We start from the raw sequence: 16,091 nt of genomic DNA, 5'->3' as shown, positions 1-16,091 counted from the left end.
CCCGCCCGTGCCGTTGTGACCGACCGACGAGAGAAGGCATCCGCATGGCCCGGAAGATGGCCCGGAAGACGAAGGCCGCCACCCCCAGGACCGACCCCGGGCCGGGTCGCCGGACGTACTGGCTCCGGAGCCTGATCGCGCTCGCGGTGTGCGCCACCGCCGTGGGCGGCCTGGTCGCGTACCGCACGCTGTCCGACGAGCCGGGCGAGCGGCCGGTGACCGTCGACGAGGCCGCCCGGCTGGCCCTGTCACGCCTCAACCTGTTCCAGGCCAGCCCGGTCAGGGTGACGCTCGACGCCTCCGAGGGCGGGGGAGTCGCCGTCCGGGTCGAGGGCGTCGTCGACTACCGCAACCGCCGCGGCACCGGCCGCTACCAGGTCACCGGGGCGAGCGGCGCGCTCGACCACGGCCTGGTCGTCTGGGACGCCGGCGGCCTCGGGCTCGCCCCCGAACCGGCCGGCACGGAGGGCCCGGCCTGGCAGCAGGCCGAACGCGTCCCCCGGCAGGGCTGGTCCCCGCGCGGCTACACCGCCGACCCGCTGGACGCCGGGCTCCAGCTGATCGTCCAGCTCGGCGCCGACCGGCCCGACAACCCGCTGCTGCTCGCCCAGTCCGGGGCGCGCTGGCTCGGCCGCGACCGCCTCGACGGCCGCGACCACGACCGGTTCGCCGGCCCGCGCGCCCAGGGCGCCGCACCCGACGGCGAGCGCTCGCCGCTGACCTACTGGGTCGACGGCGACGGCGGGCTGCGGAAGCTGACGATGCGGATGCCGGGCCTGGGCACCCCGACCACGGTGGAGTTCGCCGGGCGGGACGACACCGCCAAGCTCCCCGAGGCGCCCTGGCTCACCGGCTGACCGGCTGACCGTCCTCCGGCCGGCCCGTCAGCCCGTCAGCGCGTCACCCCCGTCGGCCCGTCACCGCGCCGGCTGCGGCGGCAGCGCGGCGGGGTCCGTCGGCAACGCGTACGCCGCCGGGTCCACCGCCCCCGGCAGACCGGTCGCCGGCCGGCCGGGCGCCGCCGGATCGGCCAGCGACGGCTGCGCGGGCGGGGCCGGCACCTGGCTGAACGGCACGCCGGGCGGCGCCTGGACCGGTGCCGCCCGCCCGGCGGCGAGCGGCCCGTGGGCCGGCCCGCCGCAGGCCGCCGCGGCCTCCAGCCCGTCCGGGTTCTGCGTACCGGGCCGGTTGCCGCTGAAGCAGTTGCCCGGGTCGACGGAGGCGAGCACCAGGTCGGCGCCGTTGCCGTCCACCTGGTTGCCCTCGACCCGGTTGCCGCTCGCCGGGTGGCCCGCCGGGTCGGTGACGATCACCCCGGCCGCGCGGTTGCCCCGGACCAGGTTGCGCTCCACCCGGTTCGCCGTGCCGCCGCCGATCCCGATGCCGATGCCGAAGGCGCCGTCCGCCTGCTGGGGCGAGTCGGCGGCGTTGTTGTCGACCACCACGTTGCCCGCGATCACCGCGGCGTGCTGCGGGGCCAGCGCCTCCAGGTCGTTGGAGTTCACCGTCACGCCCACCCGGTTGCCCGCCGCGCGGTTGCCCAGGATCGACAGCTCGTCGGAGGCGTTGGTCAGCTCGATGCCGACCGCGTTGCGCTCCACCGTGTTGCCGCGCACCAAGGTCTGGCACGGCTTGCACTGGCCGACGTAGATGCCGGAGTCGGCGTGCCCGGAGGCGTAGGACTCCTCGATCACCCCGGCGCGGGCGTCGAAGGCGTAGATGCCGTACAGGCCGTTGTTGTAGGCCGTCACCCGGGTCGCCCGGAAGCCCACCACGGGAGGGAAGCGCTGGGTGTCCAGCGGGTCGTACGCCGAGCCGCCCGCGCCGCGCTGCTGGAGCTTCTCGTCGGTGACGCCGGTGAACAGCACGCCGTTGGCCAGGTAGCCGTGCACGGTGAGGTTCTCCACCACCGTGCCGGCGCCGGTGGCGGTGATGCCGTTGACCAGCTTCATCCCGCCGTCGAACACCACGGTGGAGCGGTCCGTGCCGCGCACCACGATGTTCGGCTTGGCGACCCGCACGCTCTCGCGGTAGGTGCCCGGGCCGATCAGCACCGTGTCGCCCTCGCGCGCGACGTCCACCGCCTTCTGGACGGTCGGGAAGTCCTCCGGCACGCGGACCACGCTCCCGGCCGGGTGCTTGGCGTCCTGCGCGGCCGGACCGGAGGAGGAGCACCCGGCGGCGGCCAGGACGACCGCGGCGGCGGACACGGCGGCGACAGCGGTCCGGCGGGATGATTGACGATCAGGAAACGTGATTTGCATGGCACGTGTTCTATCGTCTCCAATAGGGCGCATGCCCACCGGATCGGAAAATGCCACGTCGTCGAACCCCTCCGCCGCCTCCGGCGTCGGGCGGCGACGGGCGCTGCTGGCGGCCGGGGCGGCGCTCGCCGCCGGTGTCGGCGCGACGGTCGCCGATCTCGCGGGCAAGGACCGGACGGATCGCGGCACCACCGGTGCGCCGCCGCCCGAGGCGCCGATCCCCTTCCACGGCGTCCGGCAGGCCGGGCTGACGGCCCCGCAGCTGCCCGCGACCAAGCTGCTGGCCTTCGACCTCCCCGCCGCCGCCACCCCCGCGGACCGCGAGGCCCTGCGTTCCCTGCTCGCCGCCTGGACCCGCACCCTGGCCGCGGCGGCCGGACCGTCCGCCGACCCGCGGCTGCGCGCCGACGGGCGCGCCCCCCGGCTCACCTCGCTGGTCGGCCTCGGCCCGGGCCTCGCCGCCCGGCTCGCCCTCGCCGTCCCCGCCGGATTCGCCGAGCTGCCGCCGTTCCCCGGCGACCGGCTCGACGAGGCCCGCAGCGGCGGCGACCTGCTGCTCCAGCTGTGCGCCGCCGACCCCTGGACGCTCGCGGTCGTCGCCGAACTCGCCACCACCGCCGCCCGGGGCGCCGGCGCCGTGCCCCGCTGGGCGCAGTCCGGCTTCCTGCCCCCGACCGCGCCGGGCACCACGCCCCGCAACCTGTTCGGTTTCAAGGACGGCACCGCCAACCCGGACGGGGACCAGGCCCGCCAGTGGGTCTGGGGCCCGCCCGGGCCGCACGAGAACGCCACCGTCCTGGTCTACCGGCGGATCCGGATGGACACCGCCGCGTTCGCCGCCCTCGCCGAGGAGCAGCAGAACCTCGCCATGGGCCGCCGGATCGGCGACGGCGCCCCGCTGACCGGCACCGCCGAGCGCGACGAGCCGGACCTCTACGCCAAGCACCCCGACGGCGCCTACGTCATCCCCAACACCGCCCACGTCCGCCTCACCGGCCCCCGTCTCGACGGCGGCGCCCGGATGCTGCGCCGCGGCTACAGCTACGACGACGCCCCCGGCGACCGCGGCCTGCTGTTCTGCGCCTTCGTGCGCGATGCCGCCCAGTTCACCCGCGTGCAGAACCGCCTCGCCGAGCGCGACGCGCTCAACCCCTTCCTCGAACACAACGCCTCCGCCGTCGCCTACGTCCTCCCCGGCGCCCCGGAGGGCGGCACCCTCGGCGACCGGCTCTGGGCCTGACCCGGTCGACGGGGTGTGCCCTCAGGTCGTGGCGGCCTCGCGCAGCCGCTTCTTGTCCGGCTTGCCGACCGGCGTCAGCGGGATCTCGTCGACGAGGTGGAGCACCTCGGGGGCGAAGATCCGGCCCTTGCGCGCGGTGACGAAGGCACGGAGCTCGTCCAGCCCCGGCCGCTGCCCCGGGGCGGGGACGACGGCGACGTGGACGTGCTCCGCCTCCTGGTCGTCGCGGACCCCGAAGACCGCGCAGCGGGCGACCGCCGGGTGGGTGAGCAGGAGGTCCTCCACCTCGGACGGGTAGACGTGCCCGCCGACCACGATGATCAGGTCCTTGGCCCGGTCGGAGAGGTAGAGGTAGCCGTCCTCGTCGAAGTGGCCGACGTCGCCGGTGTTCAGCCAGCCGTCGCGCAGCACGGCGGCGGTGAGGTCGGGCCGCTTCCAGTACCCGGCCATGACGGTGCCGGAACGCAGGTGGATCTCGCCCTGTTCGCCGGTGGGCAGGTCGGTGCCGTCGAGCGAGCGGATCGCCACCTCGACGCCCGGGACGGGCCGCCCGACGGAGACCTGCCCGCCCTGGCCGGTCCGGTCGTGCTCGCGCGGGGTGAGCACGGAGATCAGCTGCGTCTCCGACATCCCGTAGATGCCGACCAGCACCGGCCCGAACACCTTCCGCGCCTCGCGGATCCGGGTCGGCGAGGAGGCGCTGCCCCCGTAGAGGACCTGCCGCAGGCCGGACAGGTCGGTGCGGCCGATCGCCGGGTGGTCCAGCAGTTGGTGGAGCAGCGGCGGCAGCACCCAGAGGTCGGTGATGCGTTCGCGCTCGACGGCCGCCAGGACCGCGCCCGGGTCGAAGGAGCGCTGGAGGACGACCGTGCCGCCGCGCCGGAGGGTCAGGTCGGCGAGGATCCCGGCGAGGTGGGCGAGCGGGGTGGCGACGAGCAGGCGCGGCGGTCCGTCGGCGGGGTCGCTGCCGATCGGGGCGTCGAAGACGTGGCGGTAGGGTCCGTGCAGGCTGAGGATGCCCTTCGGGATGCCGGTGGTGCCGCCGGTGTGGCGGATGTTGAGGTCGTCCTCGGGTCCGATCCGGACGTCCGGCGGCTCGGCGGGCCGCCGGGCGGAGGCGGCGACGACGTCCTCGCTGACGGCCGTGCCGGAGCCGGCGTCCGGCCCCGGGCCCAGGGTCAGCACGGTGGGCACGTCGATCAGCGGGAGCAACTCGGCGGCGGAGGCGTACCGTTCGGCGTCCACGAGCAGGATCGTCGTGTCGACGCTCGCGGTGATCTCGGCCAGGACCGGGGCGCTCATGCCGTCGTACAGGTTCACCACCCGGGCGCCCGCGAGGCCGGCCGCGTACCGGGCGGCCAGGGCCTCGGGGGTGTTGCCCGTCAGCAGGGTCACGGTGGTGCCGCGGGCGGCGCCCCGGGCGATCAGCTCGTGGGCGAGTCGGTAGGTGGCGGCGGCGAAGTCGCCGGAGGTGATCACGGTGCCGTCGGCGCCGATGACGGCCCGCCGGTCGGGGGCGGACGCGAGGGAGCGGAGGATCAGGGCGGGGCCGCTGACGAACTCCGCGTCGCCCATGGCTACTTCTTCCTTGTAGTTTGCAACCATGGGCTCAGGCTAACCCCGCTCCGCCGCCGCGCCGGCAACCTCGTGTGGGTATTCGGCGGGAAAAGGCTGCTGCCGGACGCATGGGTGAGGGGTCGTCAGCGCACCCCCGGGGCCGGCGCCGCGGGCGGGCCGATCCGGTGAAAGCCGCCGCTGAACAGGTGGATCCGGTGGCCGTGGCCGCTGGCCGGGCGGGCGGCCGTCAACACATGCGGGTGCGCGCTCGGGGCCACCACCCTTCCTCCGGGGCGCTGCGCTCCGAACGAGAGGAACCACCCGTATGAGATCCGGCAAGACGTGCACAACAGTGACGGTCCGACCGGAGCCCCGGCTCCGCCGCCCCCTGCGACGGCCGGCCACCGGGGCGGTGGCGGTGGTCGCGGCGGTGCTCGCCGTCGGCGTCCCGTCCGGCACGGCGGCGGGCACGTCCGCGGCCCCGTCGGACAGCCCGTCGGCCGCCCCGTCGGCCGCGTCGGCCCCGGCGACCGGTCGGGCGACCACCGCACCGTCCGCCGCCGCGTCCGCCGCCGCGTCCGCGTCCGCGACCACGTCCGCCACCGGGTCCGCGTCCGCGCGGAGGCCGGACCTGACGCTCACCAAGACGGCGACACCGGCCACCGTGACCGGCGCCGGGCAGACCGTGACCTTCACCCTGCGGGTCACCAACACCGGGAACGCCCCCCTCACCGGCGTCTCCGTCAAGGACACCGCCTTCACCGGCGAGGGCGCCGCGCCGGTGATCTCCTGCCCGTCGACCGCCCTGGTCCGGGAAGCGTCGATGACCTGCACCGCGACGTACGTGATCACCGGCCCGGACCTGAAGCAGGGCCGGGTCGACAACACCTCGGTGGCCACCGCCACGGCGCCCGACGGCAGCAGGGTGACCTCCGCCCCCGCGTCGGCGGCGGTCACCGCCGCGCTCGTCGGCCGGCCGCCCGGCTCGCCCTCCCCGTCGCCCTCCCGGACGGCGACACCCTCGCACCACCTGACCCACACGCCCTCCCGCACCCCCGCCGCCGTGCCGCCGGCGACCGGCGAGCCGTCGGCGGAGCACGCCCTTCCCGACACCGGAGCCGGCACCCGCACCCTCCTCGCGGCCGTCGGCGCCGCCCTCCTGATCGCGGCGGGCACCCCGCTCCTGCTCGCCGCCCGCCGCGCCCGCCGCCGGGACTGACGCCCGCGCCCGGAGCCCTCGACCCCACCGGCCGGCACACCCCGGGTGTGCCGGCCGGTGCCGCACCCGCCCGGAGCGGACGCGCCGCCGTACGCGAGGATGGGGCCCACGGAAGCACAGGGTGAGGGGCAGCGGGTGGGCGGGGAGTACGGGGACGCGGACGGGGCCGGTACCCGCGTGTACAACCGGCTGACGGACAGTACGGTGCACGGCACCGTCGTCCAGGCCGGACGGGCCGACATCGTCATGAGGGCGACGGACTCCGTCGAACCGGCCGTGCCGGTGACCGTGACACCACCACTGGGCCTGCGGGACGCGCGCCGCCCGCTCCGCGGACGCGCCGACGTGCTGGCCCGGCTGGAAGCCGCACCGGCCGGGGAGCGGCTGCAGGTGCTCTCCGGGTTGGGCGGCTGCGGCAAGACCTCCCTCGCGCTGGAACTCGCCGCCCGGCGGACCGCCACCGGGTGCCGGGTGTGGTGGGTCGAGGCCCGCAACGGCCCCGCCCTGGAGGCCGCGCTGCGCGCCGTCGCCCGCCAGGCGGGCGCCGCCCCGGAGGAGCTCGAACGCGGGGACACCGCCGACGTCCTGTGGTCCCGCCTGGCGCGGCTGGACGGCCCGTGGCTGCTGGTCGTCGACAACGCCGACGACCCGGCCCTGCTCGACGGACCGGGCGCGCTGAGCGCCGGCACCGGCTGGATCCGCCCCGCCGTCGGAACCGGCACCGTCCTGGTCACCACCCGCGAGGGCACCGCCGCCACCTGGGGGCCCGCCGCCCGTCTGCACCCCCTGCGCCCCCTGACCGGCGAGCGGGCCGAGGACGCCGCCCGGATCCTGCGCGACCACGCCCCGGACGGCGCCGGCACCGAGGCCGAGGCCCTCGCCCTCGCCGCCCGCCTCGGCGGCCTCCCGCTCGCCCTGCGCCTGGCCGGCACCTACCTCACCGAGGCCGCCCGGACACCGGCCCCGTTCCGGGCACCCGGCACCCCGACCGGCTACGCCGACTACCAGCGGGCCTGGGAGGCCGGCCCGCAGGGCCTGGACCCCGAGCACGCCCTCTCCCGGACCTGGGCGATGTCCCTCGACCTGCTCGAACAGCGCGGCCACAGCCACGCCCGGCGCCTGCTGGAGCTGATCGCCTCCTTCGCCGACGCGGACCTGCCGTACGCCCTCCTCCTCACCCCCGACCGCCTCGCCGCCACCGGCCCGCTCGCCGCCCTCGACGGCCCCGCCCTCTGGCAGCACCTCACCGCGCTCGCCGCCTTCGGCCTGATCGACCTCCCCGACCCCGCCCCCGACTCACCCCCGGTGCTGCGCATGCACCCCCTGGTACGGGACGCCTCACGCACGGCCGAGGCCGGGGCGACCGCCCTGAGCCTCCTGGTGGCGGCGGCGCTCGCGGAGGAGACAGGGATTCCGGAGCGGGCCGAGTTCTGGAGGCTCTGGCGACTTCTCGCCCCGCACATCCTGGACGGCTTCCACCGGGTCGACACCGAAACCCTCACCGACGAGTACCTCCTGGACCTCACCGAGGCCGTGAACCTGGCCGCCCGCTACCTCCGGGTCGGCGGCCTCCTCACCCAGGCCCGGGCCGAGTTCGAGGCGATCCTTGCTCTCGAATGCGAACGGGTGGGCGATACTCACTCCGGGGCGCTTGTCACCCGTAGCCGTCTTGCCCGAGTCCTGAGTGACCTGGGTGAGTTCGACGCGGCCCGGGCGGAGCTCGAGTGGGTGCTTGCCGTTCAGCGTGGGCTGGGCGATGGGGCCCAGCTACTCACCCTGAACACGCGTCGTTCTCTGGCTCGGGTGCTGCTGGTCATGGGGGAGGCGGACGCCTCCCGGGCGGAGTTCGAGGCCCTCCTTGCCCTGCTGCGGGACGAACTTGGCGACGACGCCACCGCTACGCTCGACACCCGGCGCGAAGTCGCTTTGATCCTCCATGACCAGGGCGAGTTGGAGGGGGCCCGGGCCGAGTTCGAGGCCGTTCTCGACATCCGGCGGAGCCACCTCGACGACGATTCTCCCACGGCGTTCAGCACCCGCGTAGCCATCGCTCAACTCCTCTACGACCTGGGGGAAATGGAAGAAGCCAGGGAAGAGTTTGCGACGGTTCTCGCTCTCCAACGGGCGCAGATGGGCGAGACCCACGCAGAGACCCTTGTCACCCGCCACAACCTCGCCGTGGTGTTCCTCACGATGGGAGAGCTTGAGGTGGCCCGGGCCCAGCTGGAGACGGTGGTCGCTCTCGAACGTGAGCAGTGGGGGGAAGCCCATCCGGTGTGCCTCACTGCTCGCCACACCCTCGCCCTGACGCTCCTCGGCCTGGGGGAGCGGGAAGCGGCAATCGCCGAGTATGAGGCGATCCTCGCAATTCAGCGCGAGCGCTTGGGCGAGAACCACCCCGACACCCTCGCCGCCCGCCAGGACCTCGTCGAGGCCCGGGATCAGGCGACGGCCGAGCCCGAGTCGGCCGAACCTTCCTGATCCTCGCCGGGAACGACGGCGCCGGCACCACGCGTTGGGCCGGCATGGTGATGATGTCGGGTCTGCTCCTCATGGCCGTTCTGGTGATCGTGCCCTTCACCCTCGCGGCGGCCCGGCAGGTCGTCGTGCGGTCGGGCCGCCCCGGGTGGCTGTCCCGGCGGCTGGCGGCCCGGGCGCGTGGGGGCGGAGGACTCGGCCTCGGCGCCACCGCGACCGAGGAGTTGCACGCGTTCTTCAACGCGAACAAGCGCGTGCAGATCGAGCAGCGGCGGACCCAGCTGGTCCTGCGGGACGACGACCACGCCGGTGCTCCGCCCCGCACCCGTCTCGACCTGGACCTCGGCACCGCCTTCATCGAGCAGCAGCGGTAGGGGAGGGCGGCTGCGTGGCGAGCCCCCTCGGGGCCGTGGTCAGACGGCCGCCACCTCCACCGTGTGGACGGCGTTGCGCGCGCCCGACGGCGGCTGGACGCGGCCCCGGGCGTCGGTGGCGCGGCAGCGGATGCGGTGCGGGCCGGGGGACAGCCGGCAGGGGAGGGCGAACCGCTGCCAGACGGGCTCCGGGCCGCGCGGTTGCAGGAGGGCCGGGCGCCAGCCGTCGTCGTCGACGGCGACCTCCACCGAGACCACCGGCTCGTAGCTCCACGCCCGGCCGGTCAACTCGTGCGTCCCGGCCGCCACCCGCTGTCCGTCGCGCGGGTCGAGGAGCTTGCTGTTGACGTCCACCTCCCGCACCGGGCGCGGTGCGCCGCCGCCGGGCGGAACGCGGGTGTAGAGGCGGGTGGTGAACAGGTGCTCGGGCCGCTGCTCGGAAAGCACCACGCGGGTCAGCCACTTGACCGAGTTGGTGGCGAACAGCCGGGGCGCCACCGCGCGCAGCGGGAAACCGTGCCGTCGCGGCAGCGGTTCGCCGTTGACGGTGTCGGCCAGCAGCACCTCGTCCCGGGCCTGCTCCAGCGGCAGGTCCTTCAGGTACCTGAGCCCGCCCTCGCCGGCGAACGAGCCGCGGTCGGCGCCCTCGAACCAGACGTGCCGGGCCTGCGGACGCGGGGCCGCGAGGGCCAGGACGTCGGCGAGCGCCACCCCGGACCACTCCAGGTTGGCGACGGCGCGGGTCGGGACGTCGGGACGCGACGGATTGCCGAAGCACTCGTGGAAGGCGGTGAGGCGGGTGCGGGCCAGCCCGCGCAGCGCCGCGAGGTCCAGCCAGAGCGGCCGCTCCACCAGACCCTCGACGGTCAGCGTCCAGGCGGAGGCTTCGAGTTCGGGCGGCGGCCCGAGGTGGTTCCGGACGAAGAGGTGCTCGACGGGGGTGAGGAAGGCGTCGGGAGTGCTCGGATCGGCGGGCGTGGCCTGCACACGGGCTCCGTACGTCGTCGGTCTGCCCCGCCGGGACCGGGAGGCCGTGGCGGGGCGGACCGGGGTGGACTCCGGCTGGACCCTAGGAAGGATTGCGGTCCGAACGATCCGTGTCCACCCGCCCGTTGCGGCCCGGAGTCGGGTCCGCCGACCCCGGCCGCGGCGCCTCAGGGGCTGCTGCCCGGGCGGTAGGTGGTGAGCTCGCCGTGTTCCGACAGCGCGCCGACCAGGTCACCGGGCCGCTGCCGCAGGGTGGCGTCCAGGAAGGCGAGCGTGGTCTCCGCGACGACGCGCGGGCTCTCGGTGCGGCCCAGCGAGCCGACCAGTGCGGGCACGGGCGGCAGGTACAGCGGGGCGTCCATGAAGGTGAGGTGCGCGGCGCCGGGAATGCTGAGCCGGTAGCTCGTCGCAGTGCTGAGCTCGAGGACCTCGGTGAGGCGGGGCAGGTAGCGCGGGTCGGTCGCCGGGCCGATCTCCTGGGTGAGTGCGAGCACCGGCTGGCGGAACGGGCGCGGGTCGGGGTCGCGGGGGTAGCCGTCCAGGTCGATGACGGCGGCGAACCGGGCGTCCTGACGGGCTGCCTGCAGGGCGGCGGCGCCGCCGAGGGAGTGGCCGGTCACCGCGGCCCGGGCGGTGTCCAGACGGCCGGTCAGCGGGTCGCCGGTCTCGCCCCGGTCCAGCCGGCCCAGCTGGGTGAGGGCGAAGCCGAGGTCGGCGGCCCGGATTCCGGCGGTCACGGCGGCCCGCCTGTTGTCCTCGGCGTCGTCGCCGGTGGCGGAGACTTCGGTGCGGATCGTCCGGCCGTCGGCGAGGACGACGGCGGCGGAGTCGTACGGGTGGTCGAGGGCGGCGACCAGGTAGCCGTTGCTGGCCAGCTCCTCCGCCCAGGCGGTGTTCTGGGTGCGCACGCCGCCCAGCCCGGGCGAGAACAGCACGACCGGGAACCGGGCGCCGTCACGCGCCACCGGGGCGTCGGGAACCGCACGGGTACGGGCCCGCGGGACACCGTCCATCAGGAAGCCGGGGAGGCCGACGTAGCTGGCGAGGGCGTCGGCGACGGTGCGCGCCTCCTGCTCCGTGCGGCCGAGGTACTGGGCCCGCTGGGTACCCGAGGGGCTCTCCTGCGCGGGGTACCAGAGCTGGACCACGACCGTGCGCCGGTCGTCGGGTTCGGGAGTGGCGGTCTCGGGGCGGTCCGGGTCGGTCCACTGCAGCACCCGGGTCCCGACCGCGAACCGGCCCGTCGGCTCGGGGAACACGGGCACCGGGAAGGCCAGGGCGGCCGCCGGGCCGGTCGCGGTCAGGGCGAAGCAGACCAGCGATCCCGGCAGCGCCAGCCACCACCGGGCCCGCCTCGGCGGCCGGCCGGTACGCCGTCGGACCAGCGGGGAGACGGCGAACGGCAACGCCAGGACGGCGCCCGCCACCACCGGGAGCAGCTGCCAGCGGAGCCCCAGCACGCTCAGCACCAGCGCGGACAGCAGGAAGGCCGCACCGGCCGCGATCGTGACGGGCGGGCGGGCGGCGGGGGGAAGCCAACGCGCCACCACCAGCGCGACGGCGCCGAGCAGGGCGAGGATCTCCAGGAGGGACATCTGCGGTCCCGTGAGTATGTCGGTCACCCGGTCATCGTCGGCGCGGGCCACGCCTCGCCACATCGATCCCCGGTCGCCGACCGGTGCCACCGCGGTCGGCATCCCGGACCGTCCTCCTGCGCCCGGGGTCGCAGGAGGACCCGCCCGGTCGGCGGCCGCGTTGCGACCGGGGGAGGTGGCGGGGCTCCTCCTGCGGTCGTAGCCCGGCACGGCGCGATCAGACGGTGGACGCATGCGTCCCGCCAGGCCGCGCCCTACCGTGACACCCGGTGCGGCTCCGACCGGGGCCGCCGTGACGCCGAACCGACAGGGACGTGGGATGACCGAGCCGGCCGTGGAAACCGGCGGTTCCCGCCCGGTGCGCCACCGGGGCAGGGCGCCGCGGGCGTGGGCCGCGTGGCTCGCGGGGTACGCCGACCTGACCTCCGCGCGAGCGGCGCGGCCGGTGAGCGCGGCGCGGCGCTGGGGCTCCCGGCTGCCGCCCGTGGTGGGGGACTCACTGATGTCGGCCCTGCTCCTCGTCAACGTCCTGACCACGCACACCCCGCGGGGGCTGCCGGTGGCGCTCGCCCTCACCGCCGCCCTCACCCTGCCGCTGCTGTGGCGGCGCCGGGCGCCGCGCAGCGTGTTCGGCGTGGTGGCGGCCGTGGCCCTGGTCCAGTGGCTGGTGGACGTGCAACTGCCGGCCGACATCGCCCTGCTGGTGGCGCTCTACACGGTGGCCGCGCGCTCGGGGCGGCGCGGCACGCTCCTCGCCTGGGCCGTCGTGGAGGCGGGGGTCCTCCTGGCCTGCCTGCGCTGGGCGGGGGAGGACGCCTTCCTGACCCCCTTCGTGGCGGTGACCGCGACGGCCGTGGCCGCCGCCGTGCTCGGGGTGAACGTGAGGACCACGCGGGCCTACCTCGCGGCCGTGGAGGAACGGGCCGCACGGCGGGAGCAGCAGCAGGAACAGCAGGCGCGGCTGGCCGTCGCCGAGGAACGCGCACGCATCACCCGCGAGATGCACGACATCGTCACCCACAACCTGTCCGTCATGGTCGCGCTCACCGACGCCGCCGTCTACGCTCAGCACCGGTCGCCCGACAAGGCGACCGCCGCCATGCTCCAGATCTCCGAGACGGGCCGGCAGGCCCTGACCGACATGCGGCGCTCGCTGGGCGTGCTGCGGACCGACGAGGCGGACGCGCAGCGCCACCCGCTGCCCGGCATCGCGCAACTGCGGGCCCTCGCCGACCAGATGAGCGCCGCCGGGCTGCCGACCGGCCTGGAGGTGCACGGCACCTACACCGGCGTTCCCGCCACCGCCCAACTGACCGTCTACCGCCTGGTGCAGGAAGCCTTGACCAACGCCCTCAAGCACACACCCCCCGGCACCCGCGCGGAGGTCCGCGTCCGGTGCTCGGCCGAGGCCGTCACCGTGGACGTCACCGACAGCGGCCCCGACCCGACGCTGCCCGGCGCCACGCCGTCCGGCCACGGCATCCCCGGCATGCGCGAGCGCGCGGCCTCCTACGGGGGGACCCTGCGGGCCGGACCGCTGCCGGGCGGCGGCTGGGGCGTCCGCACCCGCCTCGACCTCGGCAGCGGCGGGGAGGCGTCCCGATGACGATCCGCATCCTGATCGCCGACGACGAGGCGCTGCTCCGGATGGCCTTCGGCACGGTCCTGGAGGCCCAGCCCGACATGGCGCCGGTCGGGGAGGCCGCGAACGGCGCCGAGGCGGTCCGGCTCGCCCGGGAACTGCGGCCCGACGTCGTCCTCATGGACGTCCGGATGCCCGGGACGGACGGGATCGAGGCGACCCACCGGGTGATCCGGGCCTCCCCGCAGAGCAAGGTGCTGATCCTCACCACCTTCGACCTCGACGAGTACGCCTTCGCCGGACTCAACGCCGGGGCCTCGGGCTTCCTGCTGAAGAACACCAGGCCCGAGGAACTGCTCACCGCGATCCGCAGCGTGGCCGCGGGCGACGCGGTGGTCTCCCCGCGGATCACCCGCCTGCTGCTGGAGAACGTCCGTCCGCACCTGCCCGGCCGCGGCAACGCCGCGCACGACGAGCGGCTGCGACGGCTCAGCCCCCGCGAGCGGGAGGTGCTGGTCCAGGTGGGCCGCGGTCTGTCCAACGCCGAGATCGCGGCCACCCTGCACCTCGCCGAGGCGACCGTGAAGTCCCACCTGGGGCGGGTGCTGCAGAAGCTCGAACTCCGCGACCGGATCCAGGTGGTGATCTTCGCCTACGAGAGCCGCCTCGTCCGCCCGTCCTGACGCCTACCGGCGTCCTTCGGTCAGGACGGAAGGAAGCCGAGCTGGCGGAGCTGGGCGAGAAGGTCGACGACGCCCCAGGCCTCGGCGATCCGGCCGTCGGCGAAGCGGAAGACGAAGATCTCGTGGTACGTGACCGAGTGGCCCGTCGGCGGACGGCCCAGGTACTCGCCGAGGTTGGTCCCGGTGACGGTGTTGCGGCTGACCACCTTGTCCTCCTCCGCGATCACGTCCTCGACCGTGACGCGCAGGTCGGGGAAGGCACGGCGGAGCGTGTCGAAGACCTGCTCCAGGGCCCGCGGTCCGCTTGCCGTGGGCGGCACCGGCGTGTGGAGCAGCAGGTCGGGTGCGGCGACCTGCTCGACGGTCGCCGCGATCAGCTCGGGGTCGCCGGAGTTGACGGCGTCGTGCAGCCGCCGCAGCGTCGCCACATGGGCCAGGGTGGTGGCGGGGGACTCGGGCACGGGCTCCTCCTGGTGTTCGGATGCTCGGGGTGTTCGAGAGCCGTACAGAGGACGGTCGCGGGCCGCGATCTGTGACACCGGACCGTCGGCGAGTGCCGCGATCCGTTCCGGCGCGCCGCCGCCGACGAGCGGCCCGGGAGCGTCGATACTGCGGCCGTGACCGATCACCGGGCGAGGCCCGACCGCCGACGGTTCCTCACGGCCGCCACCGCCGCCGGCACGCTCGCCGTCCTCGGCGGTGGCCTCGGCCCGGGCGCACCGGCCGCCGTCGCGGCCCGGCGCTCGCTGCTGGGCCACGAGGTCCGACGCCTGCCCACCGAGGAGCACGTGCTGGCGGTGACCTTCAACGCGGCCTGGAACGACGACGGCCTGCCCGAGGTGCTGACCGCACTCGAACGGCGCGGCGTCGGCGCCGCCTTCTTCCTCACCGGCCGCTTCGCCGAGCAGTACCCGGCCGCCGCCCGCACGCTCGCCGACGCCGGCCACGGCCTGGCCAACCACTCCTACGACCACTCGCCGCTCGCCGGGCTCACGGCGGACGGCCTGCGCGAGCAGGTCCGGCGGACCGACCGGGCGATCCGGGCGGCGGTCGGCACCGGGCCGCTGCCGTTCTACCGCTTCCCCTACGGCGAGACCACGCCCGAGGCGATCGAGGTCGTCAACGCCCTCGGCCGCGCCGACATCGAGTTCACCCAGGACACCAACGGCTACCTCGGCACCGTCGGCGGCATGACCGTGCCGAAGGCGGTCGAGCGCGCCGTCGCCGCCCTCGTCCCCGGCGCGATCCTGCAGCTCCACCTCGGCAGCAGTCCCTCCAACGGCCCCGGCCTCGACCCCGCCGCCCTCCCGCTGATCCTGGACGCCGCCGAGGCCCGCGGCTACCGCGTCACCACCCTGGACGCCTTCCTGGACCCCGCCACCGGCCTGCCCGGCTGAGGGGTGTAGCGGCGACGGGCCGGGGTAGGCGGCTGGGTGTGACCTCGCTGTTCACCAACCGTCGCGACGCCGGTCGCAGGCTGGCCCTGCGGATCGGTGAGCACCTGCGCGCCCGTGGCGGGGCGGAGCCGGTGGTCGTCGGGCTGGCCCCGGGCGGGGTCGCGGTCGCGGCGGAGGTGGCGCGCGAGCTGGCGGCGCCGCTGGACGTGATGGTGGCCCGTCCCCTCAACGCGCCCGGCAACGGCACACCGCTCGGCGCGCTCGCCGACGAGGAGCCGCCGGTGCTGAACCGGCGGGTGATGCGCGGCCTGGGGCTCGGGGTGGCGGACCTGGAGTCCGAGGTGAGCCACCAGCGGGTGGAGCTGCACCGGCTGGAGAAGCTGTACCGGGACCGCCGGCCGGCGCTTCCGGTGGACGGCCGGACGGTGGTGCTGGTGTGCGACGGCGTGGTGTGCGGGCCGCTGATCCCGGCCGCGGTGTCCGCGCTGCGCGCCCGCGGGCCGGGTTGGCTGGTACTGGCCGCCCCGGTGTGCGACGCGCGGTCGGCGGCCGGGCTGCAGCGGATCGTCGACGTCCTGCTCTGCCTGCGCGAGGCCACCTATCTGCACGCGGTGGGCCCCTGGTACGACGACTTCCGGGACGTCACCGACCGTGAGGTGGCGGTTCTGCTGCGGCAGCAGCCGACCGCGCGCCGCCCGGGCTGAGCCGCCCCGGT

At 75.6% G+C, this 16,091-nt stretch carries 14 protein-coding genes; 9 read left to right on the top strand and 5 right to left on the bottom strand.

Annotated elements, in window-relative coordinates; genetic code table 11:
* Window positions 1–44 precede the first annotated feature (44 nt).
* Entirely contained in the window at window positions 45–857 is an 813-nt protein-coding gene (locus ACFVUH_RS20955) for a hypothetical protein (protein WP_355368255.1), read from the top strand.
* Between the two features lie 60 nt (window positions 858–917).
* On the opposite strand, the gene ACFVUH_RS20950 is transcribed toward ACFVUH_RS20955, so the two are convergent.
* Window positions 918–2,210, bottom strand: a complete 1,293-nt coding sequence (locus tag ACFVUH_RS20950) for a right-handed parallel beta-helix repeat-containing protein (protein ID WP_387914842.1) — start codon at window positions 2,208–2,210, stop codon at window positions 918–920.
* Window positions 2,211–2,295: 85 nt separating this feature from the next.
* Here ACFVUH_RS20950 and ACFVUH_RS20945 point away from each other — a divergent pair, with 85 nt between their 5' ends.
* Window positions 2,296–3,504: a Dyp-type peroxidase gene (locus ACFVUH_RS20945; RefSeq protein WP_387914841.1), complete on the top strand. Its 1,209-nt coding sequence runs from the start codon at window positions 2,296–2,298 to the stop codon at window positions 3,502–3,504.
* Window positions 3,505–3,525: 21 nt separating this feature from the next.
* On the opposite strand, the gene ACFVUH_RS20940 is transcribed toward ACFVUH_RS20945, so the two are convergent.
* Window positions 3,526–5,109, bottom strand: coding sequence for an AMP-binding protein (locus ACFVUH_RS20940; RefSeq protein ID WP_387914840.1), 1,584 nt, complete (start codon window positions 5,107–5,109; stop codon window positions 3,526–3,528).
* Between the two features lie 304 nt (window positions 5,110–5,413).
* Between ACFVUH_RS20940 and ACFVUH_RS20935 the strand changes: the two genes are divergently transcribed.
* The 3 genes from ACFVUH_RS20935 (at window position 5,414) to ACFVUH_RS20925 (ending at window position 9,132) form a co-directional block, all read left to right on the top strand.
* Complete coding sequence (locus ACFVUH_RS20935; protein WP_387914839.1) at window positions 5,414–6,280, top strand: hypothetical protein; 867 nt, start codon at window positions 5,414–5,416, stop codon at window positions 6,278–6,280.
* Window positions 6,281–6,415: 135 nt separating this feature from the next.
* Entirely contained in the window at window positions 6,416–8,761 is a 2,346-nt protein-coding gene (locus tag ACFVUH_RS20930; protein WP_387914838.1) for a tetratricopeptide repeat protein, read from the top strand.
* 44 nt (window positions 8,762–8,805) lie between these two features.
* Window positions 8,806–9,132 carry a DUF6191 domain-containing protein gene (locus ACFVUH_RS20925; protein WP_355368273.1) on the top strand — a complete coding sequence of 109 codons (327 nt, stop codon included), beginning with the start codon at window positions 8,806–8,808 and terminating at the stop codon, window positions 9,130–9,132.
* Between the two features lie 39 nt (window positions 9,133–9,171).
* On the opposite strand, the gene ACFVUH_RS20920 is transcribed toward ACFVUH_RS20925, so the two are convergent.
* Both ACFVUH_RS20920 and ACFVUH_RS20915 read right to left on the bottom strand, forming a co-directional pair.
* Window positions 9,172–10,119, bottom strand: coding sequence for a molybdopterin-dependent oxidoreductase (locus tag ACFVUH_RS20920; RefSeq protein ID WP_387914837.1), 948 nt, complete (start codon window positions 10,117–10,119; stop codon window positions 9,172–9,174).
* Window positions 10,120–10,286: 167 nt separating this feature from the next.
* Complete coding sequence (locus ACFVUH_RS20915) at window positions 10,287–11,777, bottom strand: alpha/beta hydrolase family protein (RefSeq protein WP_387914879.1); 1,491 nt, start codon at window positions 11,775–11,777, stop codon at window positions 10,287–10,289.
* A gap of 256 nt (window positions 11,778–12,033) precedes the next feature.
* Here ACFVUH_RS20915 and ACFVUH_RS20910 point away from each other — a divergent pair, with 256 nt between their 5' ends.
* Both ACFVUH_RS20910 and ACFVUH_RS20905 read left to right on the top strand, forming a co-directional pair.
* Entirely contained in the window at window positions 12,034–13,320 is a 1,287-nt protein-coding gene (locus tag ACFVUH_RS20910) for a sensor histidine kinase (RefSeq protein WP_387914836.1), read from the top strand.
* Window positions 13,317–13,979: a response regulator gene (locus tag ACFVUH_RS20905; protein WP_387914835.1), complete on the top strand. Its 663-nt coding sequence runs from the start codon at window positions 13,317–13,319 to the stop codon at window positions 13,977–13,979. Before ACFVUH_RS20910 ends, ACFVUH_RS20905 begins: the two co-directional genes overlap by 4 nt.
* Window positions 13,980–13,999: 20 nt before the next feature.
* Here the strand turns inward: ACFVUH_RS20905 and ACFVUH_RS20900 are convergent, their stop codons facing one another.
* Complete coding sequence (locus ACFVUH_RS20900) at window positions 14,000–14,440, bottom strand: ester cyclase (protein WP_387914834.1); 441 nt, start codon at window positions 14,438–14,440, stop codon at window positions 14,000–14,002.
* A 156-nt stretch (window positions 14,441–14,596) separates the two neighbouring features.
* On the opposite strand from ACFVUH_RS20900, the gene ACFVUH_RS20895 reads away from it, so the two are divergent.
* On the top strand, window positions 14,597–15,376 hold the full coding sequence (locus ACFVUH_RS20895; RefSeq protein WP_387914833.1) for a polysaccharide deacetylase family protein: 780 nt from the start codon (window positions 14,597–14,599) through the stop codon (window positions 15,374–15,376).
* Between the two features lie 38 nt (window positions 15,377–15,414).
* On the top strand, window positions 15,415–16,080 hold the full coding sequence (locus tag ACFVUH_RS20890) for a phosphoribosyltransferase family protein (protein ID WP_355368288.1): 666 nt from the start codon (window positions 15,415–15,417) through the stop codon (window positions 16,078–16,080).
* Window positions 16,081–16,091: the final 11 nt, after the last annotated feature.

Source organism: Kitasatospora sp. NPDC058032 (genome assembly GCF_042885845.1).
Taxonomy (GTDB): Bacteria; Actinomycetota; Actinomycetes; order Streptomycetales; family Streptomycetaceae; genus Kitasatospora.
Note: the sequence above shows the minus strand (reverse complement) of the source record. Positions and strands in the feature narration are given on the sequence as shown.

What these genes read in the sequence shown, in the direction of transcription:
- ACFVUH_RS20955 (WP_355368255.1), top strand. Translation starts at nt 45, where the DNA reads ATGGCCCGGAAGATGGCCCGGAAGACGAAGGCCGCCACCCCCAGGACC.
- ACFVUH_RS20945 (WP_387914841.1), top strand. Translation starts at nt 2,296, where the DNA reads ATGCCCACCGGATCGGAAAATGCCACGTCGTCGAACCCCTCCGCCGCC.
- ACFVUH_RS20940 (WP_387914840.1), bottom strand. Translation starts at nt 5,109, where the DNA reads ATGGTTGCAAACTACAAGGAAGAAGTAGCCATGGGCGACGCGGAGTTC.
- ACFVUH_RS20925 (WP_355368273.1), top strand. Translation starts at nt 8,806, where the DNA reads ATGGTGATGATGTCGGGTCTGCTCCTCATGGCCGTTCTGGTGATCGTG.
- ACFVUH_RS20915 (WP_387914879.1), bottom strand. Translation starts at nt 11,777, where the DNA reads ATGTGGCGAGGCGTGGCCCGCGCCGACGATGACCGGGTGACCGACATA.
- ACFVUH_RS20910 (WP_387914836.1), top strand. Translation starts at nt 12,034, where the DNA reads ATGACCGAGCCGGCCGTGGAAACCGGCGGTTCCCGCCCGGTGCGCCAC.
- ACFVUH_RS20905 (WP_387914835.1), top strand. Translation starts at nt 13,317, where the DNA reads ATGACGATCCGCATCCTGATCGCCGACGACGAGGCGCTGCTCCGGATG.